This is a genomic window from Pseudomonas sp. FJ2-5-13 (assembly GCF_029201605.1).
GTDB classification, from domain to species: domain Bacteria; phylum Pseudomonadota; class Gammaproteobacteria; order Pseudomonadales; family Pseudomonadaceae; genus Aquipseudomonas; species Aquipseudomonas lactis.
In genome coordinates this window covers 3591177-3614502 of sequence record NZ_CP104045.1, presented here as the reverse complement: position 1 = coordinate 3614502, position 23326 = coordinate 3591177, and the positions used below count along the sequence as shown (strand labels likewise).

General features: G+C 60.5%; 24 protein-coding genes. 4 read left to right on the top strand and 20 right to left on the bottom strand.

What is annotated here, in order from left to right:
* Window positions 1-3: 3 nt before the first annotated feature.
* Window positions 4-717: a carbonic anhydrase gene (locus N2A98_RS15860; protein WP_228391104.1), complete on the bottom strand. Its 714-nt coding sequence runs from the start codon at window positions 715-717 to the stop codon at window positions 4-6.
* A 129-nt stretch (window positions 718-846) separates the two neighbouring features.
* The gene (locus tag N2A98_RS15855; protein WP_044274609.1) at window positions 847-1368 is read right to left on the bottom strand and encodes a DUF3087 family protein; all 522 of its coding nucleotides are present in this window, start codon (window positions 1366-1368) and stop codon (window positions 847-849) included.
* 114 nt (window positions 1369-1482) lie between these two features.
* On the opposite strand from N2A98_RS15855, the gene N2A98_RS15850 reads away from it, so the two are divergent.
* Window positions 1483-1662 (top strand): hypothetical protein, encoded by a 180-nt coding sequence (locus N2A98_RS15850; RefSeq protein WP_044274608.1) that lies wholly within the window; start codon window positions 1483-1485, stop codon window positions 1660-1662.
* Between the two features lie 12 nt (window positions 1663-1674).
* Entirely contained in the window at window positions 1675-1875 is a 201-nt protein-coding gene (locus tag N2A98_RS15845; RefSeq protein ID WP_044274607.1) for a DUF6021 family protein, read from the top strand.
* A 30-nt stretch (window positions 1876-1905) separates the two neighbouring features.
* On the opposite strand, the gene N2A98_RS15840 is transcribed toward N2A98_RS15845, so the two are convergent.
* Window positions 1906-2142 carry a DUF6555 family protein gene (locus tag N2A98_RS15840; protein WP_003192128.1) on the bottom strand — a complete coding sequence of 79 codons (237 nt, stop codon included), beginning with the start codon at window positions 2140-2142 and terminating at the stop codon, window positions 1906-1908.
* Window positions 2143-2262: 120 nt separating this feature from the next.
* Here N2A98_RS15840 and N2A98_RS15835 point away from each other — a divergent pair, with 120 nt between their 5' ends.
* Window positions 2263-3096 carry an arylamine N-acetyltransferase gene (locus N2A98_RS15835; RefSeq protein ID WP_044274606.1) on the top strand — a complete coding sequence of 278 codons (834 nt, stop codon included), beginning with the start codon at window positions 2263-2265 and terminating at the stop codon, window positions 3094-3096.
* A 125-nt stretch (window positions 3097-3221) separates the two neighbouring features.
* Entirely contained in the window at window positions 3222-3974 is a 753-nt protein-coding gene (locus N2A98_RS15830) for an outer membrane beta-barrel protein (protein ID WP_044274605.1), read from the top strand.
* A 61-nt stretch (window positions 3975-4035) separates the two neighbouring features.
* Here N2A98_RS15830 and N2A98_RS15825 read toward each other — a convergent pair whose 3' ends face one another.
* The 17 genes from N2A98_RS15825 to N2A98_RS15745 form a co-directional block, all read right to left on the bottom strand.
* Entirely contained in the window at window positions 4036-4350 is a 315-nt protein-coding gene (locus tag N2A98_RS15825) for a hypothetical protein (protein ID WP_044274604.1), read from the bottom strand.
* On the bottom strand, window positions 4340-4690 hold the full coding sequence (locus tag N2A98_RS15820; protein ID WP_003192123.1) for a toxin: 351 nt from the start codon (window positions 4688-4690) through the stop codon (window positions 4340-4342). The genes N2A98_RS15825 and N2A98_RS15820 overlap by 11 nt, the downstream gene beginning before the upstream one ends.
* A 238-nt stretch (window positions 4691-4928) precedes the next feature.
* Window positions 4929-6392 carry an NADH-quinone oxidoreductase subunit NuoN gene (nuoN, locus tag N2A98_RS15815; RefSeq protein ID WP_003192122.1) on the bottom strand — a complete coding sequence of 488 codons (1464 nt, stop codon included), beginning with the start codon at window positions 6390-6392 and terminating at the stop codon, window positions 4929-4931.
* 7 nt (window positions 6393-6399) lie between these two features.
* Window positions 6400-7932: an NADH-quinone oxidoreductase subunit M gene (gene nuoM, locus N2A98_RS15810; RefSeq protein WP_014718913.1), complete on the bottom strand. Its 1533-nt coding sequence runs from the start codon at window positions 7930-7932 to the stop codon at window positions 6400-6402.
* A gap of 55 nt (window positions 7933-7987) precedes the next feature.
* Entirely contained in the window at window positions 7988-9841 is a 1854-nt protein-coding gene (gene nuoL / locus N2A98_RS15805) for an NADH-quinone oxidoreductase subunit L (protein ID WP_044274602.1), read from the bottom strand.
* On the bottom strand, window positions 9838-10146 hold the full coding sequence (gene nuoK, locus N2A98_RS15800) for an NADH-quinone oxidoreductase subunit NuoK (protein ID WP_003174727.1): 309 nt from the start codon (window positions 10144-10146) through the stop codon (window positions 9838-9840). Before nuoK ends, nuoL begins: the two co-directional genes overlap by 4 nt.
* 2 nt (window positions 10147-10148) lie before the next feature.
* Window positions 10149-10652: an NADH-quinone oxidoreductase subunit J gene (nuoJ, locus tag N2A98_RS15795; protein WP_003174726.1), complete on the bottom strand. Its 504-nt coding sequence runs from the start codon at window positions 10650-10652 to the stop codon at window positions 10149-10151.
* A 9-nt stretch (window positions 10653-10661) separates the two neighbouring features.
* Window positions 10662-11210 (bottom strand): NADH-quinone oxidoreductase subunit NuoI, encoded by a 549-nt coding sequence (gene nuoI, locus N2A98_RS15790; RefSeq protein WP_003174725.1) that lies wholly within the window; start codon window positions 11208-11210, stop codon window positions 10662-10664.
* 11 nt (window positions 11211-11221) lie between these two features.
* Window positions 11222-12229, bottom strand: coding sequence for an NADH-quinone oxidoreductase subunit NuoH (gene nuoH / locus N2A98_RS15785; protein WP_003174724.1), 1008 nt, complete (start codon window positions 12227-12229; stop codon window positions 11222-11224).
* Entirely contained in the window at window positions 12226-14940 is a 2715-nt protein-coding gene (nuoG, locus tag N2A98_RS15780; RefSeq protein ID WP_044274601.1) for an NADH-quinone oxidoreductase subunit NuoG, read from the bottom strand. Before nuoG ends, nuoH begins: the two co-directional genes overlap by 4 nt.
* Before the next feature lie 135 nt (window positions 14941-15075).
* The gene (gene nuoF, locus N2A98_RS15775) at window positions 15076-16431 is read right to left on the bottom strand and encodes an NADH-quinone oxidoreductase subunit NuoF (RefSeq protein ID WP_032896666.1); all 1356 of its coding nucleotides are present in this window, start codon (window positions 16429-16431) and stop codon (window positions 15076-15078) included.
* The gene (gene nuoE, locus N2A98_RS15770) at window positions 16428-16925 is read right to left on the bottom strand and encodes an NADH-quinone oxidoreductase subunit NuoE (protein ID WP_003174721.1); all 498 of its coding nucleotides are present in this window, start codon (window positions 16923-16925) and stop codon (window positions 16428-16430) included. Before nuoE ends, nuoF begins: the two co-directional genes overlap by 4 nt.
* A gap of 2 nt (window positions 16926-16927) precedes the next feature.
* A complete protein-coding gene (nuoC, locus tag N2A98_RS15765) occupies window positions 16928-18712 on the bottom strand; it encodes an NADH-quinone oxidoreductase subunit C/D (RefSeq protein WP_003192111.1) in 1785 nt (594 codons plus the stop codon).
* 71 nt (window positions 18713-18783) lie between these two features.
* Window positions 18784-19458, bottom strand: a complete 675-nt coding sequence (locus tag N2A98_RS15760; RefSeq protein ID WP_003174719.1) for an NADH-quinone oxidoreductase subunit B — start codon at window positions 19456-19458, stop codon at window positions 18784-18786.
* A 10-nt stretch (window positions 19459-19468) separates the two neighbouring features.
* Window positions 19469-19882, bottom strand: coding sequence for an NADH-quinone oxidoreductase subunit A (locus N2A98_RS15755; protein ID WP_003192109.1), 414 nt, complete (start codon window positions 19880-19882; stop codon window positions 19469-19471).
* A gap of 659 nt (window positions 19883-20541) precedes the next feature.
* A complete protein-coding gene (aceA, locus tag N2A98_RS15750) occupies window positions 20542-21867 on the bottom strand; it encodes an isocitrate lyase (protein WP_003174717.1) in 1326 nt (441 codons plus the stop codon).
* Window positions 21868-22361: 494 nt separating this feature from the next.
* Window positions 22362-23099, bottom strand: coding sequence for a secretin N-terminal domain-containing protein (locus N2A98_RS15745; RefSeq protein WP_275622300.1), 738 nt, complete (start codon window positions 23097-23099; stop codon window positions 22362-22364).
* Window positions 23100-23326 lie beyond the last annotated feature (227 nt).

Sequence of the window (23326 nt, the reverse complement as noted above, 5' to 3'; positions counted from 1 at the left end):
AGCTTAACCGAGCATTTTCACCTTGCCGCTGTGCAGCTTGTACACGCCGCCCACTATCAGCAGTTTTCCCGCCGCGACCGCATCGGCCAGCAGGCTTGATTCAGCCATGAGCCGCGCCATGGTGTCGGCGACATTTTGTGCAATGGCGTTTTCCAGCAGGTCGCCGGGCGCTTTCAATACCTTGTTCACCGAGGGTTTGAAAGTATCGGCCAAGCCCTGGATCTTGCCGGGGAAGCGGGCGTTATCCTTGACCACCTTGACCCCTGCTGCGACGGCGCCGCACTGGTCGTGCCCCAATACCATGATCAACGGCGTACCCAATACGGCCACGGCATATTCGAGGCTGGCAAGCCCGTTATCGGTGACGAAATTGCCCGCGACCCGTACCGCGAAGAGGTCGCCCCGGGCGGTGTCGAAGGCGTACTCCGGAGCGATCCGCGAATCGGCGCAGCTCAACACCGCGACAAACGGATTTTGCCCGCCCACCAACGCTTCGCGTTCGCTCATAAAATCATGACGCTTGGTCACGCCATCGGCGTAACGCCGGTTGCCTTCCATCAGCCGCTGCAGGGCAAGCTGTGGGCTGAGGTCGTTGGTGGGCTTGGGCAAACTCGCGGGTGTCGGGGCTGCGTGCACCAGGGAGGGCATTGCGGCGGCAAGCAGGCTTGCACCTGCGCTGACGGCAGCCAGCTGCAGGAAGTGTCGTCGGTCTTTCATAGAGGGGTGGCGATCGCACATAGGCAAGGTTCTCAAACGGGTTTAGAGAGGGAGGTGCCTAGAGTGGGAATGACCGCCTTGAAAGGATGTAAGAATTGTCTTGTTTTTTAGTCCAGGCGCTGACCGGCCTTATGCATTTTTCAGACTGTCCAGCCAGGCTGGGTCCAGCCGGGTTTGCGCAATATCGATGCCCAGCGCCTGCATCTTTGCCTTGTGGGCCTCGATCTCGCCCACCAGTTGCGCCTGGGCGCTGGAGTTGGCGTCCAGCTCGTGCATCTGCGTCAGCCCCAGGTGATAGAAGCGCAACAGCTTGATGGCTGCCGGGTCGTTGGCCTGCACCCGCTCGCTGACCTTGTGCATCACATTGGTCACGCTCATCAGGCTGCGCTTGAGCTGCCAGCCATACACCGCCGACGCCATCCAGGGTTGGGTCCAGAACGGGCCACGCACCAGCGCGACCGTGATCAGCACGCCGGCGAATACGCCGCCGACGTTGAAGCGAAAATTATCACCGCCAGGCTCACCGAACAGCATCACTGCCAGGCTCGATAACAGCATGGCCAAGGCCAGGAACAGCACGGCAATGACCAGTGTGCTGCGGCGGGTCTGTTGGCGATAGGTGGCGGGGTCGCAGGGTTTGAGCTCAAACATCCGGGGCAGGTCTCCAGAAAGGGCGCTCATCTTCTCATGCTTGCAGCAATGAAGTTGAACGATAGCCGAGGGCGATTTCTCTAAAACGGTGAACCCTTCATGAGGTCAGCCGTCATGCCCGACTATAAACAGCCACCGCCTGGTACACCCGACCCGCACCGCACTCCCGGTGAAGAGGAGCGCGACAACGATGCGTTGCGCCCCAATGACCCGAAAGAACGAGGCCCGGAAGACGATGTGCAGCGCGTCGAAGAAGACCTGGAAAACCTCCACGACAAAGCCCGCCCGCTTTAACAGGAGAACCTGATGAACAAGCGTACCGATGGCCCCCATTCCAACGAACATGCCAGTGGCAAGGATGAACTGGGCTTCGACCCGGACTCGCCGGACCTGGCCGACCCGCAGGTCGATCCAATCGGCCCGGCAATTGCGCCGCTGGACAAAAAGGACGAGGAGACAGCGAAAAAAAAGCCGCCCTACGATCCGTTGGGCGACTTGAAGCAGTGAACCAAGCCCCGCCTGTGTGCGGGGCTTTGTTTATCTGGGCGGGGACCAACTGACGTCGCTGATACCGTATTTTTCCGCCCAGGGCCGGGTGGTCTTTTTCACCTGCTCGTGGCCCACGCGGCCGATGCGGCTGACATGGGCAATGTCGGCATCGACGGCCGCCCAATGCCAGGCCTCGGCGTTGTTCATCACCTCGGCGCGCACCACGAAAGACTTGGGTTTACCGTGTAGCTGATAGTGGACGGTGTAGATTTTTGCGGTACTCATGTTGCCTCCCAATCTTGTTATAGATGGATAGGCTGGCGCTCCAAAAGGTTCATTCAAAATGACAACGCACACACAGGCGCGGCATAGTGACGCTCTCGCCCTGCGCCCAAGGATCGCGCCATGTACACACTCGCCAATAGCCGCCTGTACCTGCAACGCCTGGGCTATGCCGCGCCACCGCCGCCCACCCTGCAAACCCTGCGGGACCTGCAACTGCGCCATGTGTGCACCTTCGCCTTTGAAAGCCTGTCGACCCTGATGCATGCACCGGTGCCGATCGACCTGCCCAGCGTCGAGCGTAAGGTGCTGCATGAGGGGCGTGGCGGCTATTGCTACGAGTTGAACCAGCTGTTCCTGGCGCTGTTGCTGGAACTGGGCTTTGAGGCCCGTGGGATCACCGGGCGCGTTGTGATCGGCGGCCCACCGGACGCCCACACCGGGCGTACCCATCGCTTGAGCCTGGTGACCCTCGACGGCGTGCGCTATATCACCGATGTCGGTTTTGGCGGCATGGTGCCCAGCAGTCCGTTGCACCTGGACACCGAAGCGCCCCAGGCCACCGCTCATGAACCTTATCGACTGACGCTCAATCAAGGCAGCTACACGCTATGGGCCCAGGTGGGCGAGGAGTGGCGTGGCCTGTACGTGTTCGACCTGCAAACCCAGGCCGACATCGACTATGAAATCGGCAACTGGTACGTCTCCACGCACCCTGGCTCACCGTTCGTAGGGCAGTTGAAAGCCGCGCTGCTTGCGCCCGGTAAACGTCATACCTTGGCCAACGCCCGCTATGCCCTTCATTATCTGGGTCAACCCAGCGAAAAGCGCACGCTCAAGAGTGCCGATGAGTTACTGGGACTGTTGCGCGACACCTTCGGCATTCGGCTGCCGGAGCAGCCTCAACTTCGCGAAGCCGTTGAACACCTGATTCGCATGAATCCTGAAGAGTCTTGAAATAGAGCCTTCGCTGAACCGTTTTTTCTCCATTTTGGTGCAAATCAGTTCGAACTTTTCGCAAACGCCAGGGTTCGAACCGATTCCTGAATACTTTGCCCACCTTAAAATGGAGATGTAAAACGATGTCCAAACTATTCGGAAAACTCCTCAAGAACACCTCGTTGCTGGCCCTGGTGGCTGCGCCTGGCGTGGTGTTCGCAGCACCTTCCACCGACCCGATTTCCACGTTCGGGATCATGGGCAGCTACAACGACTTCAAACTTGAAGGCGGTAGCGAAAGCGACAAAGACCACATGCCTGAAGCCGGCCTGTTCTACAACTTCGGCAACAAGCTCACTGCCGAGTCGGGCTTTATCTACCAGGCCGGTATCGAAGCCAAGTACGGCGAAAAAAGCGATAACAAACTCAAGGAAGGCCAGGCCGACCTAGACCTCGGCTGGCGTGCCGCGCTGGATGCGCGCAATTTTGTCGACGTGATCGTGGGTGGTGGCTACAGCTGGACCCGCTACGAGCCGGACACCAATGGCTACGACATGAAGCTCACCAACAAGTCGCCGTTTGCCAAGGCCGCTTTGGGCTACAACCACCAGTTCGATGACATGACCCTGCGCGTTGAAGCCGGCGCCCGTCACACCATCGACGGCCGCGCCAAGCTCAAGGTCGACGGCGTCGGCAGCGACACTGTGGACCTCAAGGACCGCACCAACCCTTACGCCGAAGTCAGCCTGCTGATGAACCAGAAGGGCGACCTGCCAGTGATGGCGGGCCTGTACTACACCCGCACCGAGTACAAGCTCGATAACGATTCCTATGTGGCCGACAACACCAAGCTCAAGCGTGATGAGTATGGTTTCAAGGTGGGTATCGCGTTCTAACGCTGTTTACGCTGTAAAAACGCCCCGAATGCTCGGGGCGTTTTTTTTCGGCTATTGCAGGTCAGCCCAATGCGGCAAGTTGCGCCACGGTTTCCGGAAAGCGCGCCACCAGTCGTATCAACGTGACAGCCTGCGCATTCGGCTTGGCCCGGCCTTGCTCCCAGTTCTCCAAGGTGCGGGTGTTGGTGCGCAGGTACATGGCGAATACCGAGCGGGACAGGTTGAGTTGCTGGCGTACGGCGATTACCTCGTCAGCGCGCAGTGGCGCCAGCTTGTTGAGGTGCGCTTTGTGGGTGCGCAGGGTGATTTTGCCCTGGCGTTCATCGGCCAGGGCGTCGAAGCCTTCGACCAGTTCGGAAAAGATTTCACGTTTCATGGTGTGTTCTCGCTTTGATTTCCCTGTCTAGCATGTGTTTAAGGGCTTTCTTGTGTTGGGGTGTCAGGTCGTTCTGTTCGTGTTTGCCGTACAAAGTGAATAACCAGAATTGCGTACCGCCTGACCACCAGTAGTAAATGACCCGCAGGCCACCGCGCTTGCCTTTGTTTCGTCGCTCATCGACGAACCGAACCTTTCTCAACCCGCCCGTTCCTTCGATCACGTCTCCCGCTTCTGGGTTTTTCATCAACTCCTGCTGAAAACCGTGAAAAAGCTCATCACTCAGATAGTCCCTGCGATGCCGTTCGAATGCCGGCAGTTCGATAAATAGAGCATCCATGTTCTGTACGTAGCCTGCGTATAGTTTGGTGGCCCACTCGCGACGGGTCAAGTGCCCGAGCTGTGGGAACTTTCTTAAAACGCAAACACCTTAAGGCCGCATCCAGCGGGGAAGATGCCGGATGAGGAGGCAGATTGAAGAGGAAATTTCAGCGAGTAGAGAAGGGAAAAAGCCAAGCTACAGAAACGCAAAACGGCGCCCAAAGGCGCCGTTCTGTTTACTGCATCAACCTAAGCGATCAAACGCCCAGCACCGCGTGCTGCACCAGGGTGAGCAACGGTTGTGGGTACACGCCCAGGAAGAAGGCGAGCAGGGCGATAGCCAGCAGCATCACGCCACCGGCTTTCTGTTCCCAGTGCAGCTCGGCATCCACCCGGCGCAGGTTTGGCTCGATCAGGTACAGGGTGACCATCACGCGCAGGTAGTAGAACACGCCGATGGCGCTGCCCAGTACCAACGAGGCTACCAGCCACCATTCGTGGGCCTCAACACCGGTCGCGACGATGTAGAACTTGCCGATAAAGCCCGCGGTCAGCGGAATACCGGCCAGGGACAGCATCATCACGGTGAGCACGGCGGTCAGGTACGGACGGCGCCAGAACAGGCCGCGGTATTCGTACAGCGCGTCGGCGTCACGGCCTTTGTACGGCGACGACATCAAGGTGATGACGCCGAAAGCACCCAGGCTTGTGATCACGTAGGTGACCAGGTACACGCCGATGGCTTCCACGGCCAGGCCTTTGCTCGCCACCAGGGCGATCAGCAGGTAGCCGAAGTGGGCGATGGACGAATAACCCAGCAGACGCTTGAGGTTGTTCTGGGTCAGGGCCAGCAGGTTACCGAACAGGATCGACGCGATGGCGATCACGGTCAGCACGTTGCTCAGCACGCCGGTGTTGGCGGCGGGGGAGATCTGGAACAGACGCACCATCACCGCAAACACCGCCACTTTCGACGCAGTGGCCAGGAACGCCGCCACCGGCGCCGGGGCGCCTTCGTACACGTCCGGGGTCCACAGGTGGAACGGCACCAGCGACAGCTTGAACGCCAGGCCGATCAGCATCATCGCCAGGCCCAGTTGGGCAATCGGCGCCGGGCTGTTGGTGGCGGCCAGGGCGTGGCCGATACCGGTGAAGCTCAGGCTGCCGGCTTCGGCGTAGAGCAGGGCCATACCGAACAACAGGAACGCGGAACCGGCAGCCGACAGCACCATGTACTTGATGCCGGCTTCCAGGGAGCGCTTGTTGAAGAAGGCGTAGGCCACCAGGCCGTAGGTCGGGATCGACAGCAGTTCCAGGCCGATGAACAGGCCCGCCAGGTGCTGCGCGCTGACCAGCACGATACCGCCGGCCGCAGCCAGCAGGATCAGCAGGTACAGCTCTTCCTTGTTGCCCGGGTAGCCGGTGCCGCCTTCGCCGAGGTAGGCGTGGGCGAGGGTGACGCAGGCCAGGGTCGCCACCAGGATCAGGGCGATGTACAGCAACGCGAAGTCATCGACCATCATCAATGGCGTGACCGCCAGTGGCGCGACCTTGAGGGCCGGGATGATCGACAGCAGGGCCAGGTTCAACCCGGCGCAGGACAGCAGGAACGTTTGCGAGTGATTGCGGCGCCAGGCGATTGCCAGCATCACCACCACGATGGTGAGGCTGGTAATCAGCAGCGGCGCAAGCGCGATAAAGTGTTGGATCGTGAATTCCATAGCGCTCTTACCGGGCCGAAGCGAGTTGGGAGAAGGCGGTGCCGAACCACTGCTGCACGCCATGCATCGTTGCGGCAGAAGTGTCCAGGAACGGTTGCGGGTACACGCCGATGAAGATCAGCAATACCGCAAGGCCGAGCACCATGATCAGTTCGCGCGCATCCATCCCTTGCAGGACGGTGTCGGACTTGGCCGGGCCGAAATAGGCGCGGTGGATCATGATCAGCGAGTAGACCGAACCGAACACCAGGCCGGAGGTGGCGATGGCGCTGATCCACGGCGTCTGCACAAAGGCACCCATCAGGATCAGGAACTCGCCGATGAAGTTACCGGTACCCGGCAAGCCCAGCGACGCGGCGGCAAAGAACAGGCTGATAGCCGGCAGGTACGCGATGCGCGACCACACGCCACCCATTTCCCGCATGTCACGGGTATGCAGACGCTCGTACAACTGGCCACTCAGGATAAAGAGGGCAGCGGCCGAAACACCATGGGCCAACATCTGGATCACTGCGCCCTGCAGCGCCAGTTGGCTGCCGGAGTAGATGCCGATCAGTACGAAACCCATGTGGGAAACGGACGAGAAGGCAATCAGACGCTTGATGTCGGTTTGGGCGAAGGCCAGGAACGCACCGTAGAAGATCCCGATCAGACCCAGGGTCATGGCGATCGGCGCGAATTCGGCCGAAGCATTCGGGAACAGCGGCAGGGCGAAACGCAGCAGGCCGTAGGCGGCGGTCTTCAACAGGATACCGGCCAGGTCCACGGAACCGGCAGTCGGCGCTTGGGCGTGGGCGTCAGGCAACCAAGAGTGGAACGGCACCACCGGCAGCTTCACCGCGAAGGCGATGAAGAAGCCCAGCATCAGCACGTACTCGGTGGTCAGCGACATCTTGGTCTTCAACAGGTCGGCGTAGTTGAAGGTAATCACGCCGGTGTTGTTGAAGTTGACCAGTACCAGGCCCAGGATCGCCACCAACATGATCAGGCCGGAAGCCTGGGTGAAGATGAAGAACTTGGTCGCCGCGTAGATTCGGGTTTTCTTGCCGTCCGAAGAACTGTGACCCCAGAGCGCGATGAGGAAGTACATCGGCACCAGCATCATTTCCCAGAAGAAGAAGAACATGAACAGGTCCAGCGCCAGGAACACGCCGACAACACCGCCCAGGATCCACATCAGGTTCAGGTGGAAGAAGCCCACGTGACGCTGGATCTCTTTCCAGGAGCAGAGTACCGAGAGGATACCCAGCAGGCCGGTCAGCAGGATCATCAACAGCGACAGGCCGTCGAGGGCCAAGTGCACGTTGATGCCGAAGCGCTGGATCCACACGTGCTTGAATTCAAGCGCGAAGGTGGGGTCGACACCCGGTGCCGGAGCGAATGAATAGTCACCATGGGCCCACAGCCAGAGGCCGAGCGCGAGTTCCAGGGACATGGTCAGCAACGCAATCCAGCGGGGGAGGGTGGCGCCGAAGCGTTCACCCATCCAGCAGAGCAGGCCGCCGATAAAGGGGATCAGGATTAGCCAGGGCAGAATCATGACGGGCTCGTTTCCTTTCGCAAGTTCGCAAAGTACGCAGTGCACTTAAACATAGTCAGACCGCTACCACGACGATGGCGCCGATCACCAGAACGGCACCCGCCGCCATGGACGCTGCATACCAACGCAATTGGCCGGTCTCGCTGCGGCTCAGGGCGGTGTGACCGGCCTTGGCGGCACGCGGGATCAAACCGATGGTCTGGTCGAGCGGGTCTTTGCGCAGCACGTGGCTGATCGCAAGGTAAGGTTTGACGAACAGTTTGTCGTAGATCCAATCGAAGCCCCAGGCGGCGAACCACCAGGCCGACAGGAAGCGACCAATGCCACTGTTGGCCACGGCGGTCACGAAGCGACGCTTGCCGAGGAACAGCAGGGCCGCCAGCAGGATACCGGCGATGGCGATGGCGCCCGAGGCGATTTCCAGGCTGTGCTGGGCTTCGCCGCCGGCATGGCCGACGCTTTGTGGCAACACACCGTGCAGCGGCGGGGTGATCATCGCGCCGACGAAGGTCGACAGTACGATCAGCACAGACAGCGGCAACCAGTGGGAGATGCCGTGGCCTGCGTGCGCTTCGGTCTTGGCTTCACCGTGGAAGGTGATGAAGATCAGGCGGAAGGTGTACAGCGAGGTCATGAACGCACCCACCAGGCCTGCGTACAGCAGGTTCTGGTTACCGCTGGCAAAGGCTTCCCAGAGGATTTCGTCCTTGGAGTAGAAACCGGCGGTCACCAACGGCAGGGCGGCCAGGGCGGCACCACCGACGATGAAGCTGGCGTAGGCCAGTGGCAGTTTCTTCCACAGGCCGCCCATCTTGAAGATGTTCTGCTCGTGGTGGCAGGCCACGATCACCGCACCGGAGGCGAGGAACAGCAGGGCCTTGAAGAACGCGTGGGTCATCAGGTGGAAGATCGCCGCGTCCCAGGCGCCAACGCCCAGGGCCAGGAACATGTAGCCGATCTGGCTCATGGTCGAGTAGGCGAGGATACGCTTGATGTCGGTCTGCACCAGCGCGGCGAAGCCGGCCAGTACCAGGGTTACGCCGCCGACGATGCCCACCAGGTGCAGGATGTCCGGCGCCAGGGTGAACAGGCCGTGGGTACGGGCGATCAGGTAGACACCGGCGGTCACCATGGTGGCGGCGTGGATCAATGCCGATACCGGGGTAGGGCCGGCCATCGCATCCGCCAGCCAGGTTTGCAGCGGCAGTTGCGCAGATTTACCCACGGCGCCGCCCAGCAACATCAGGGTCGCCAGGGTGATCCAGAAGTCACCGACCTGGAATTTCTGCGGAGCCAGCACCAGCAGTTCCTGGATGTTCAGCGTGCCCACCTGTTGGAACAGGATGAACAGGCCGATGGCCATGAACACGTCGCCGATGCGGGTGACGATAAACGCCTTGAGTGCTGCGTTACCGTTGTTGCGGTTGCTGTAGTAGAAACCGATCAACAGGTACGAGCACAGGCCCACGCCTTCCCAGCCGAAGTACAGGAACAACAGGTTATCGCCCAGCACCAGGAACAGCATGCTGGCGATAAACAGGTTGGTGTACGAGAAGAAGCGCGAGTAACCCGCTTCACCGCGCATGTACCAGGACGCGAACAGGTGGATCAGGAAGCCCACACCCACCACCACGCCGAGCATGGTGATCGACAGGCCGTCGATGTAGAGGGCGAAGTTGGGCTTGAAGCCCTCAACCGCCATCCACTGCCACAGCACCAGGGTGTAGTGGCCGCCTTCAGGCGGGGCCACGTTGAATTGCCAGATGACGTAGGCGGCCACGATGGCCGACAGGCCGATGGAGCCCACGCCGATCAGGGCCGAGAGGTTTTCCGACCAGCGCCCGCGAGAGAACGACAGCAGCAGGAAACCGATCAGGGGGAATACGAAAGTCAGAAAGATCATGTTCATCCGCGCATCTCACTGGCAGCGTCGATATCAAGCGTGTGGAAGCGACGATACAGCTGCAGCAGGATCGCCAGGCCAATACTGGCTTCGGCGGCTGCCAGGCTGATCACCAGGATGAACATCACTTGCCCATCCGGCTGGCCCCAACGCGCGCCTGCCACGATGAACGCCAGTGCCGCGGCGTTCATCATGATTTCCAGGCTCATCAACACGAACAGAATGTTACGGCGAACCATCAGGCCGACCAGGCCAAGGCAGAACAGGATGCCGGCGACCGCCAGACCATGCTCCAAAGGGATAGCAGGCATCGTCATTGCTCCTTGGCTTCGTTGCGGCCCAAGTGGAAGGCAGTGATGGCTGCGGCGAGCAGCAGCATCGAAGCCAGTTCGACCACCAGCAGGTACGGGCCGAACAGGCTGATGCCCACGGCTTTCGCGTCTACGGTGGTGTGGCCGATGGCCTGGCCGCTCTGGTGAGCGAACAGCACATACAGCAGTTCACCCAGCAGCAGGGCTGCGAGGACAACCGGGCCGAGCCAGATGCCGGGCTTGAGCCAGACGCGCTCCTGGGCGACCGAAGCCGGCCCCAGGTTGAGCATCATCACCACAAACACGAACAGCACCATGATGGCGCCGGCGTAGGCGATCACTTCCAGCACACCGGCGAACGGTGCGCCGAGGCTGAAGAAGGTCATGGCCACGGCGATCAGCGAAATGATCAGGTAGAGCAGGGCGTGCACAGGGTTAGTGTTGGTGATCACGCGAAGCGTGGACACCACTGCAATACCCGATGCGAAATAGAAAGCGAATTCCATCTTTCTTCCTTAAGGCAGCAAGCTCTTCACGTTGATCGGCTCGGCTTCGTTTTGTGCGGCGCCTTTTGGCTTACCGGCAACGGCCATACCTGCAACACGATAGAAGTTGTAATCAGGGTTTTTACCGGGACCAGAGATCAAAAGATCTTCTTTCTCGTACACCAGGTCCTGACGTTTGAACTCGGCCATCTCGAAATCCGGGGTGAGCTGGATCGCGGTGGTCGGGCAAGCTTCCTCGCAGAGGCCACAGAAAATGCAGCGCGAGAAGTTGATGCGGAAGAAGTCCGGGTACCAGCGACCGTCTTCGGTTTCAGCTTTCTGCAGGGAAATGCAACCCACCGGGCACGCCACGGCGCACAGGTTGCAGGCTACGCAACGCTCTTCGCCGTCGGGGTCGCGGGTCAGTACGATGCGGCCGCGATAGCGCGGCGGCAGGTACACCGCTTCTTCGGGGTATTGCAGGGTGTCGCGTTTGCGAAAGCCGTGACCGAACACCATCACCAGGCTTCGCAACTGGGTACCGGTACCCTTAACGATGTCGCCAATATATTTGAACATGGGTCAAATCCTCACTGAACCGCGGCAGCGGGCGTGTTCAACAACACGACGGCAGCCGTCACCAGCAAATTGATCAGGGTCAGCGGCAGGCAGAATCTCCAGCTGAAATCCATCACCTGGTCATAACGCGGGCGCGGAATCGAGGCGCGCAGCAGGATGAACAGCATGATGAAGAACGCGGTCTTCAGGAAGAACCAGAAGAAGGCCAACTGCGGCAGGATGCCAAACGGACCGTGCCAGCCGCCGAAGAACAGCGTGACCAGCAGGGCCGAGATCAAGATGATGCCGATGTACTCACCGACGAAGAACATGCCCCACTTCATGCCGGCATATTCAATGTGGTAACCGTCGGCCAGTTCCTGTTCCGCTTCCGGCTGGTCGAACGGGTGACGGTGAGTCACGGCCACGCCAGCGATGAAGAAGGTGCAGAAGCCGAAGAACTGCGGAATGATGAACCACAGGTTCTGTGCCTGGTACTCGACGATGTCGCGCATGTTGAACGAGCCAACCTGCACCACGATGCCCATCAGTGCCAACCCCATGAACACTTCATAGGATACGGTTTGCGCCGAGGCACGCAAGCTGCCCAGCAGGGCGAACTTGTTGTTGCTTGACCAACCGGCGAACAGCACCGCGTATACCGACAAACCGGCCATGGCGAAGAAGAACAGCAAGCCGATGTTCAGGTCCGCCACGCCCCAAGTTGGGGTGATCGGGATGATCGCGAACGCAATCAGCAAGGCGCTCATGGCGACCACCGGTGCCAGGGTGAAGATCACCTTGTCGGCAAACGGCGGAGTCCAGTCTTCCTTGAAGAACATTTTCAGCATGTCGGCAGCGATCTGGAACATACCGAACGGGCCAACGCGGTTCGGACCGTAACGGTCCTGCCACCAGCCCAGCAGGCGACGTTCGACGAAGCTGAGCAGGGCGCCCGCGACGACCACGGCCAACAGGATCACGATGGCCTTGACCACCGAGATGATCACGTCAATTACTTCCGGCGTGAACCAAGTCATTGCGCTGCCTCCTGCAGACCGTCAACGGTTTTGCCGAAAATGGCAGGCGGAATACCGGCGATGCCTTTAGGCAGTGCAACCAGGCCGGCACCCAGCTCGTCATTGATACGCAGCGGCAGACGCAGGGTCTGGCCGGCCACGTTGAGGCTGAGCAGGGCACCGTCGTTGACGCCCAGGCGGTCGGCTTCGGACTTGGCCACGGACACGTAGGCGGCAGGAATGCGCTCTTGCACCGGCGCGGCTTTTGAAGAAGTTTCTTCGCTGCCGAACAGGTGGAAGAACGGCACGACCTGCCAGGTGCCCGGCGCCGGGTTGAACGGACGCGGTACCGCAGCGAACCAGTTCAGCGAGTCACCGCTGGTTTCGATCAGGCGGGTGCCCGGGTCGCCAGCGCGGATATGACCACCGACTTCGTCCTGGAACTTGTTCCAGGCCTGCGGCGAGTTCCAGCCCGGCGACCAGGCAAACGGCACCTGCTGACGCGGTTCGGCCGAACCCGAGTAACCTTCCATGGAGAAGGCAAACGCGGTGTCGTTGTCCTGCGGGGTGCGCGGTTCGTGCACGCTGATGTCAGCACGCATGGCGGTGCGGCCGGAGTAACGCAGCGGCTCACGGGCCAGTTTCAGGCCCTTGATGCGGAACGCAGCGGACGGCGCGGCATCGACAATACGAGCAAGCTGCGGCGCGCTGGCGGCGGTGGCAGCGGTCACGTGGTCGAGTTGGGTCCAGTCGATCGGCTGGTTCAGCAGGGTGGCGCGCAGGGCATGCAGCCAGCGCCAGCCTTCGTGCACCAGGATGCTGGCGTCCATGTACTTCGGATCGAACACCTGGAAGAAGCGCTGGGCGCGGCCTTCCTGGCTGACCAGAGTACCGTCGCCTTCGGCGAAGGTGGCGGCTGGCAGTACCAGGTCGGCGCGGTCGCTGGTGGCGGTCTTCTGGTGGTCGGCGACGATCAGCACCTTGGCAGCGTTGAGCGCAGCGTCAACCTTGGCCGCAGCGGTGCGGGTGTACAGGTCGTTTTCCAGTACCACGATGGCGTCGGCGTTGCCGTCGATCACCGCTTGCAGCGCAGCGTCCACGGACTCGCCACCGAGCATGGCCAGGCCCAGACTGTTGGCTTCCGGCACTACCAGGCTGATGGAACCGTTTTTGTCGCGCAGCTTCAGGGCCTTGGCGATGTTGGCGGCGGCTTCGATCAGCGCCTTGGAACCCAACGAGGTACCGGCAATGATCAACGGACGCTTGGCCGCCAGCAGGGCGTCGGCGATGCGCTGGGCCAGTTCGACGGCTTCAGTATCCAGGCCTTCAACGGCAGGCGCGCTGGCGTCGAGGGCGTGGGCCACGGCGAAACCGAGGCGGGCCAGGTCGTCCGGCGCAGCGTGCACGCATTCTTCGGCGATGTCGTCGAGCTTGGTTTCAGCCAGGGAAGCGATAAACAGCGGGTTCAGCGCGTGCTGGCCGATGTTTTTCACCGCGGCGTCGAGCCACGGCTGTACGCGCATGGCGTCGGCCATTTCCTCGGCCTTGCCTTTGACCGATTGACGCAGGGACAGCGCGATACGCGCGGCGGTCTGGGTCAGGTCTTCGCCGAGCACGAAGATCGCATCGTGGTCTTCGATGTCGCGCATGTTCGGCACGGGCAGCGGGCTGTCGTTCAGCACTTGCAGGACCAGGCGAATACGCTCCAGCTCGCCGGCTTCGATACCGCAGTAGAAGTGCTCGGCACCTACCAGCTCGCGCAACGCGAAGTTGCTTTCGAGGCTGGCGCGTGGCGAACCGATACCCACGATAGTGCGGCCGCGCAACAGGTCGGCGGCTTTATCCAGCGCGGCGTCCAGGCTCAGCTTGGCGCCATCGGCCAGCAGGGGCTGGCGTGGGCGGTCTTCGCGGTTGACGTAGCCATAGCCGAAACGGCCACGGTCGCACAGGAAGTACTGGTTGACCGAACCGTTGAAGCGGTTTTCGATACGACGCAGTTCACCGTAGCGCTCGCCAGGGGAGATGTTGCAACCGCTGGAGCAGCCATGGCAGATGCTCGGTGCGAATTGCATGTCCCACTTACGGTTGTAGCGCTCGGAGTGGGTCTTGTCGGTGAACACACCGGTGGGGCAGACCTCGGTGAGGTTGCCGGAGAACTCGCTCTCGAGCACGCCGTCTTCAACGCGACCGAAGTACACGTTGTCGTGGGCGCCGAACACGCCCAGGTCGGTGCCGCCGGCGTAGTCTTTATAAAAGCGCACGCAGCGGTAGCAGGCGATGCAGCGGTTCATTTCGTGGGAAATGAACGGGCCGAGGTCCTGGTTCTGGTGGGTACGCTTGGTGAAGCGATAACGGCGCTCGTTGTGGCCGGTCATCACCGTCATGTCTTGCAGGTGGCAGTGACCGCCTTCCTCACAGACCGGGCAGTCGTGGGGGTGGTTGGTCATCAGCCACTCGACAACGCTGGCGCGGAACGCCTTGGATTCTTCATCGTCGATGGAGATCCAGGTGTTGTCGGTGGCTGGGGTCATGCAGGACATGACGATACGACCACGGGTGTCGTTCTCGTCGGTGTATTGCTTGACCGCACACTGGCGACAGGCACCGACGCTACCAAGTGCGGGGTGCCAGCAGAAATACGGGATGTCGAGGCCGAGTGACAGACACGCCTGTAACAGGTTGTCCGCCCCATCGACTTCGAGCGCTTTGCCGTCTACGTGGATAGTGGCCATGGTTCAAAGTTCTTCGTTGGCCCGTTGTCAGCGGGCGTGGCTAATGGAATCTTGTTATTCATGTGCATCTACACAGCCTTGAAGGCGTCAGCACATGAGCAGGCGAAGGGCACGGACCCTTCGCCTGTTTAAGCGTTACGCGCCGACTACGATCGGCTTTGCCAGAGGCGGGACGGCGGCGCTGGTGGGCGCGATGCCGGCTTCGAACTCCGAGCGGAAGTATTTGATTGCGCTGCCCAATGGCTCCACGGCGCCCGGTGCGTGAGCACAGAAGGTCTTGCCTGGGCCGAGGAAACCGACCAGGCCGAGCAGGGTTTCGATATCACCCTCGCGGCCTTCGCCATTTTCCAGGGCCATCAGCAGCTTGACGCTCCACGGCAGACCGTCGCGGCATGGGGTGCAGAAACCGCACGATTCACGGGCAAAGAACTGCTCCATGTTGCGCAGCAACGAGACCATGTTCACCGTGTTGTCGACTGCCATCGCCAGGCCAGTACCCATCCGGGTACCCACCTTGCCAATGCCGCCGGCATACATCTGTGCATCGAGGTGCTCAGGGAGCAGGAAGCCGGTACCGGCGCCGCCTGGCTGCCAGGCTTTCAAGGTGTAGCCGTCACGCATGCCGCCGGCGTAGTCCTCGAACAGCTCGCGCGCGGTCACGCCGAACGGCAGCTCCCACAGGCCAGGATTCTTGACCTTGCCGGAGAAGCCCATGAGCTTGGTGCCCATGTCTTCGCTGCCTTCGCGCGCCAAGGATTTGTACCAGTCCACGCCGTCGGCGATGATCGCCGGCACGTTGCACAGGGTCTCGACGTTGTTCACGCAGGTCGGCTTGCCCCACACGCCCACGGCGGCAGGGAAGGGCGGCTTGGAGCGCGGGTTGGCGCGGCGGCCTTCGAGGGAGTTGATCAGTGCGGTTTCTTCACCGCAGATATAACGCCCGGCGCCGGTGTGCACGAACAGTTCGAAGTCGAAACCGGAACCGAGGATGTTCTTGCCCAGCAAGCCTGCGGCCTTGGCTTCTTCCACGGCACGGTTCAGGTGCTTGGCGGCGGTGGTGTACTCGCCACGCAGGAAGATGTAGCCACGGTAGGTCTTGAGCGCACGGGCACTGATCAGCATGCCTTCGATCAGCAGATGGGGCAGTTGCTCCATCAGCATGCGGTCTTTCCAGGTGTTGGGCTCCATTTCATCCGCGTTGCACAGCAGGTAACGGATGTTGATGGATTCGTCTTTGGGCATCAGGCCCCACTTCACGCCGGTGGGGAAGCCCGCACCGCCGCGGCCTTTGAGGCCGGCGTCCTTCACGGTCTGGACGATATCGTCCTGGGCCATGTCGGCGAAGGCTTTGCGCGCCGCCGCGTAACCGTTCTTGGCCTGGTACTCGTCGAGCCATACCGGCTCGCCGTCGTCACGCAGGCGCCAGGTGAGGGGGTGAGTCTCGGCCGAACGCTTGATCAGGTTGGCCGGGCCGAAGGAAGTCAGGGTCATGGGTAGCCCTCGAGCAATTGGGTGACGCCAGCGGGCTGTACGTCACCGAATGTGTCGTCGTCGATCATCAACGCCGGCGCCTTGTCACAGTTGCCCAGGCAGCACACCGGCAGCAGCGTGAAGCGGCCGTCCGGGGTGGTCTGGCCGAGGCCGATGCCCAGCTTGTTCTGGATCTCGCTGACCACGGACTCATGGCCGCCGATGTAGCAGACCATGCTGTCGCACACACGAATGATGTGGCGACCCACCGGCTGGCGGAAGATCTGGCTGTAGAACGTGGCCACGCCTTCAACGTCGCTGGCGGGGATGCCGAGGATCTCGCCGATGGCGTAGAGGGCGCCGTCGGGCACCCAGCCACGTTCCTTCTGGACGATCTTCAGGGCTTCGATAGACGCCGCGCGCGGGTCTTCGTAGTGATGCAGCTCGTGCTCGATGGCCGAGCGCTCGGTTTCACTCAAGGTGAAACGGTCTGTCTGGATAAGCGTGCTGTTCATGCTTAGCGGTCCACGTCGGCCATAACGAAATCGATACTACCCAGGTACGCAATCAAGTCCGCGACCATCTCGCCTTTGATCACCGAAGGGATCTGCTGCAAGTGGGCAAAGCTTGGGGTACGAATCCGGGTGCGGTAGCTCATGGTGCCGCCATCGCTCGTCAGGTAATAACTGTTGATACCCTTGGTCGCTTCGATCATCTGGAAGGATTCGTTGGCCGGCATGACCGGGCCCCACGAAACCTGCAGGAAGTGCGTGATCAGGGTTTCGATGTGCTGCAGCGTGCGCTCTTTTGGCGGCGGCGTGGTCAGCGGGTGATCCGCCTTGTACGGGCCGGCCGGCATGTTGCGCATGCACTGCTCGATGATCTTCAGGCTCTGGCGCATTTCTTCGACGCGCACGATGCAACGGTCGTAGGCATCGCCATTGGCCGCCAGCGGTACTTCGAACTCGAAGTTCTCGTAGCCGGAGTATGGGCGCGCCTTACGCAGGTCGAAGTCGCAACCGGTGGAACGCAGGCCGGCACCGGTGACGCCCCATTCCAGGGCCTCTTTGGTGTTGTACTGCGCGACGCCGATGGTGCGGCCTTTGAGAATGCTGTTGTCCAGGGCGGCTTTCTGGTACTCGTCCAGACGCTTGGGCATCCAGTCGATGAATTCCTTGACCAGGCGCTCCCAGCCGTTCGGCAGGTCGTGGGCCACACCGCCAATGCGGTACCAGGCCGGGTGCAGGCGGAAACCGGTGATGGCTTCGATAACCTTGTAGGCACGCTGACGGTCGGTGAAGGTGAAGAACACCGGGGTCATGGCGCCGACGTCCTGGATATAGGTGCCCAGGAACAGCAGGTGGCTGGTGATCCGGAAGAACTCGGCCATCATGATGCGGATGGTGTCGACGCGGTCCGGTACCTTGATGCCGGCGAGCTTCTCGACCGAGAGCACGTACGGCAGGTTGTTCATCACGCCGCCGAGGTAGTCGATACGGTCGGTGTACGGGATGAAGCTGTGCCAGGACTGGCGCTCGGCCATCTTCTCGGCGCCACGGTGGTGGTAGCCGATGTCCGGGACGCAGTCGACGATCTCTTCGCCGTCCAGTTGCAGGATGATCCGGAAGGCACCGTGGGCCGAAGGGTGGTTCGGGCCCAGGTTGAGGAACATGTAGTCCTCGTTGGTGCCGGAGCGCTTCATGCCCCAGTCTTCGGGGCGGAAGCGTGCGGCTTCTTCTTCCAGTTGCTGCTTGGCCAGGTTGAGGCTGAACGGGTCGAATTCGGTGGCGCGGGCAGGGAAGTCCTTGCGCAGCGGGTGACCTTCCCAGGTCGGCGGCATCATGATGCGCGTCAGGTGCGGGTGGCCGGGGAAGTCGATACCGAACATGTCCCAGACTTCACGCTCGTACCAGCTGGCGTTCGGCCAGATACCGGTCACGGTCGGGATGCTCAGGTCGCTCTCGCTCAGGGCAACCTTGATCATCACGTCGCTGTTACGTTCCAGCGACATCAGGTGGTAGAACACGGTGAAATCGGCGCCGCTCGGCAGCCCCTGGCGCTTGGTGCGCAGACGCTCGTCCACGCCATGCAGGTCATAGAGCATGACGTACGGCTTGGGCAGGTTGCGCAGGAAGGTCAGGACTTCGACGAGCCTGGCACGCGCCACCCACAGCACCGGCATACCGGTGCGTGTGGCCTGGGCGGTGAAGGCGTCAGGGCCAAAACGGTTATTGAGTTCGACAACCACATCCTGGTCGTCTGCCTTATAAGGCGGGATGTACAGAGCACTGCCTGTAGTCATGGTTTTTTATCGCTTTCGGTCAACGTAAAGAATGAAGCCAGGTTTTCGTTCTATAAAAGAAGCGGGCTGGATCAGACTTCGTCGGGGCTGCGCAGGTTGGTGACTGCGATTCGCTGTTCGCGGCGCTGTTCCTTTTGAGACGGCATCTCGGCGCGATAAACGCCTTGATCACCGACCACCCAGGACAGTGGGCGACGCTCCTTGCCAATCGATTCCTGCAACAGCATCAAGCCTTGCAGGAACGCTTCGGGACGGGGCGGGCAGCCAGGCACGTAGACGTCCACGGGCAGGAACTTGTCCACCCCTTGAACGACCGAGTAGATGTCGTACATGCCACCGGAGTTGGCGCACGAACCCATGGAGATAACCCATTTTGGTTCGAGCATTTGCTCATAGAGACGCTGGATGATCGGCGCCATCTTGATGAAGCAGGTACCGGCGATAACCATGAAATCCGCCTGGCGCGGCGAGGCCCGGATCACTTCGGCGCCAAAGCGCGCGATGTCGTGGGGCGCCGTGAAGGCGGTGGTCATTTCCACGTAGCAGCACGAAAGGCCGAAGTTGTACGGCCACAGGGAGTTTTTACGCCCCCAGTTGACCGCGCCACTCAGCACGTCTTCCAGCTTGCCCATGTAGATGTTTTTGTGGACTTGGTCTTCTAACGGGTCGGAAACGGTTTCCCGTTCGCCGATGGGGTACTGCTCGTTAGGAGCATCCGGGTCGATCCTGGTGAGATTGTATTGCATTGCCAAAGCCTCATTGTTTCAGCTTCGCCTGCCGCTTGCGACGAGCTTCCGGAGCCCAGTCAAGGGCGCCCACTCGGAACAGGTAGACAAGACCTGCCAACAGAATTGCTATGAAAACGAGAGCTTCGACGAATCCGGTCCAGCCGCTTTCGCGGACGGACACAGACCATGCAAAGAGAAAGAGGGCTTCGATATCGAAGATCACGAACAACATCGCGACCAGATAGAATTTGGCTGAGAGCCGCAAGCGGGCGCCACCTGTAGGCAGCATGCCGGATTCGAACGGTTCGTTTTTGCTGCGGCCCCAGGCTTTTGACCCGAGGAGGCTGGACACGCCGAGCATGAAGGCGCAAAGGCCTACAACACCGAGAAGGAAAATGGCAAAGCCCCAGTTGTGGGCCATGAGTCCTGTCGCGTCGGTCATGCTGGAAATCCTTAACAGAGAGCAAAGGTCTCTGAGCTCGAAAAAGTAACGATGCAGTGACGATATGTCGCACTGCAATCAATCGCGGTGATTTTATGGCTAAACACCGGGCAAGTAAAATTCCCAGGGCGAAATTATTCGGTGGAATAAGCACATAGTGCACCTTCTTGGGGCTGTAGCCCTTGTGGTGTGGGCATTAGCGGGCTTTTCATCAAATATGTTTTGTTTAAGCTGTAACGAAGTTTTCAAGCGCCAAATGATAATGAATATTGTTTGCGCGGGGTTTAAGCGAGTGTTTCTCATGTGGCGCGGGAAGTTAGCGTTACTTGCTTGAGTGTCGCTTAGTTGTCGCAACGGCTCTTTTACCCGATTGGGCTTGTGCGGATACCGCTCTGGATCAATGTTTTGCGCAAAATCTTCAAGCTACCTCGATTCCCCTGTGGGAGCGGGCTTGCTCGCGAATGCGGTCTGTCAGCTTAAAGGTGTGCTGGCTGAACCGGCGCATTCGCGAGCAAGCCCGCTCCCACATTTTGATTCGCGTAGTGTCAGCCAGATTTTCAGTCGTGCAAAAAAAACGCCCCGAACCAGTCGGGGCGTGATTGTTGCGCGGCACTGCGGTTAGGTCTTCCGTGGGGCCGCAGTGGCCGTGTACGCGGTACTTAGTGGAACTGTTCTTCTTCGGTCGAACCGGTCAGCGCAGTCACGGACGAGGTGCCGCCCTGGATCACGGTGGTCATGTCGTCGAAGTAGCCGGTGCCCACTTCCTGCTGGTGCGCCACAAAGGTGTAGCCTTTGGCGGCGTCAGCGAATTCCTGCTCCTGCAGCTTCACGTAGGCCGTCATGTCGTTGCGGGCGTAGTCGTGCGCCAGGTTGAACATGCTGTGCCACATGTTGTGGATACCCGCCAGGGTAATGAACTGGTGCTTGTAGCCCATGGCCGACAGTTCGCGCTGGAACTTGGCGATGGTCGCGTCATCCAGGTTCTTCTTCCAGTTGAAGGAAGGCGAGCAGTTGTAGGACAGCAGTTGGTCCGGGTATTCCTTCTTGATCGCTTCGGCAAAGCGGCGTGCTTCGTCCAGGTCCGGCTTGGCGGTTTCGCACCAGATCAGGTCGGCGTACGGGGCGTAGGCCAGGCCGCGGGCGATGGCCTGGTCGAGACCGGCGCGCACTTTATAGAAGCCTTCCTGGGTGCGTTCGCCGGTGACGAACGGCTGGTCGTACGGGTCGCAGTCCGAGGTCAGCAGGTCTGCTGCGTTAGCGTCGGTACGCGCCAGGATGATGGTCGGCGTACCGGCCACGTCAGCAGCCAGGCGAGCAGCGGTCAGCTTCTGTACGGCTTCCTGGGTCGGTACCAGTACCTTGCCGCCCATGTGGCCGCATTTTTTCACCGAAGCCAACTGGTCTTCGAAGTGCACGCCGGCAGCGCCTGCCTCGATCATGCTCTTCATCAGCTCGTAGGCGTTGAGTACGCCGCCGAAACCGGCTTCGGCGTCGGCCACGATTGGCGCGAAGTAGTCGATGTAGCCTTCATCGCCCGGGTTCTTGCCGGCTTTCCATTGGATCTGGTCGGCACGACGGAACGAATTGTTGATGCGCTTGACCACGGTTGGCACCGAGTCCACCGGGTACAGCGATTGGTCGGGGTACATGGATTCAGCGGAGTTGTTGTCCGCTGCCACTTGCCAGCCGGACAGGTAGATCGCCTGGATACCGGCTTTTACCTGCTGGACTGCCTGGCCGCCAGTGAGGGCGCCCATGCAGTTGACGAAATCTTTGTCGGGACGGAAGGACGGCTTGGCGCCTTGGGTGACCAGGTTCCACAGCTTCTCGGCGCCGAGTTTTGCAAAGGTGTGCTCAGGTTGAACCGAGCCACGCAGGCGGACGACGTCAGCAGCGGAATAAGCGCGGGTTACGCCTTTCCAGCGTGGGTTTTCAGCCCAGTCTTTTTCAAGGGCTGCAATTTGCTGTTCGCGTGTCAGTGCCATGGGGAAAAACCTCGTCGCGTCTTGTTTGAAGTATCCGTTTGCCAGCCCGGCATTCGTTGCCTGGGTAGGGTTGCTCGCTGACCAGAAGCTTTGGTGTTCAAGTCAAATCTGACGGAGGGAGGCGACGGGATGAACGATGGGGCTCAAAGGGGGAGTTGAGCAGGTAAGGGCAAACTGCGAACAGTCTTCGGGCGTCGTGGGCCTTTGTACGATCCATCAGTGTGTAGCCGGGTTACCTGGTTAGCTTCCGTCCCTCGGGACAACTTCGTTCCAGTCGCAACCAACGTCAAACACACCTTGTGGGCGGTACAGACACGAATCGGCTCAGGTGGGTAGCTTAGAGCGACGATCCGAAGGCCCTTGCCAGGGCCTCTGATTAGCGGGAGCGAGGCCATCATGCCCATGCTTTTTTGGCTCGTCAAATGTTTTGTAGTGCTTTTTTTCAAGCACTACATCTTTAGTCTAATGCGACTTGCCAGTCAGTTTTCGGTGCTTCAGTTCAGGGTGTCGACCTTGACCCGTAAAGTCAGGTCGTCGCGGCCCCGAGTAGAGTAGCTGCGGGTTGTAGAGGATTTGTCCGCCTGTGTTTCACGATTGATGCCGGCCAGGGGGATCCACTCGCCCAGGCGGCCGCTGACAGTTGTGTCGGTGCTTTGCACGTTCACTACATCGGGACGTTCCTGGCTCATGCGGTCACGGTTGGTACTGATGGCCAGGTGCACGGTCTCGCCAGTGACGCTGGCGGTCACGTAAAAGCCTTGGGTGACGTTGCGATACTGGGTCTGGTTTTGCAGGCGGCCATAGCTGTCCTGCTGCGTGGTGGTCAGCGGCACGCTCTGGCCGACCTGTATGAGCGCGGGCACGCCTTCGCTGGCCTGAATCTGCTGCACGCCACCGTCGCGGCTGGCAGTGCCGTAGCTGATGATGCGGGTCTGGCTGTCGCCGCTGTTCTGCTGGTTGTTCTCGTTGGTGTCGACGGTGATCAGCAAGCGTTTGGCTGGTGTATCCAATTGGCCGAGCAGTGCGCGCAAGCCCTCGATCTTGGCGGGCTCGGCGTTAACGATAAGCTGGTTGCCGTAGGCGCTGACGGTGCCGTCCTTGCCGATGAAGTTTTGCGCGACCGGCAACAGGTCGGCACTGGTGCGGTTGTTCAGGTTGACGACTTCGGTGGCGGCCATGGCGCAAGCGCTGACGGTCATCAGGAGGGCGGTGAGCAGGGTGCGTAGGGACATGTCCGTTATCTCTGCGAGTCATTTGCTTGATAGTGCCAGTTTGTCGGCCTGGCAGGGTGCAAGTTGAATCGTAGACGGCAAAATGCCCTGGCAGGCAGGGCATTTAGGGTGTTGCTGAGATAGTCTTCGCGAGCAAGCCCGCTCCCACATTTGACCGAGTACATCCTTTGGAATGCGGTTGAATGTGGGAGCGGGCTTGCTCGCGAAGGGCGCGACTGGGTCTCGAA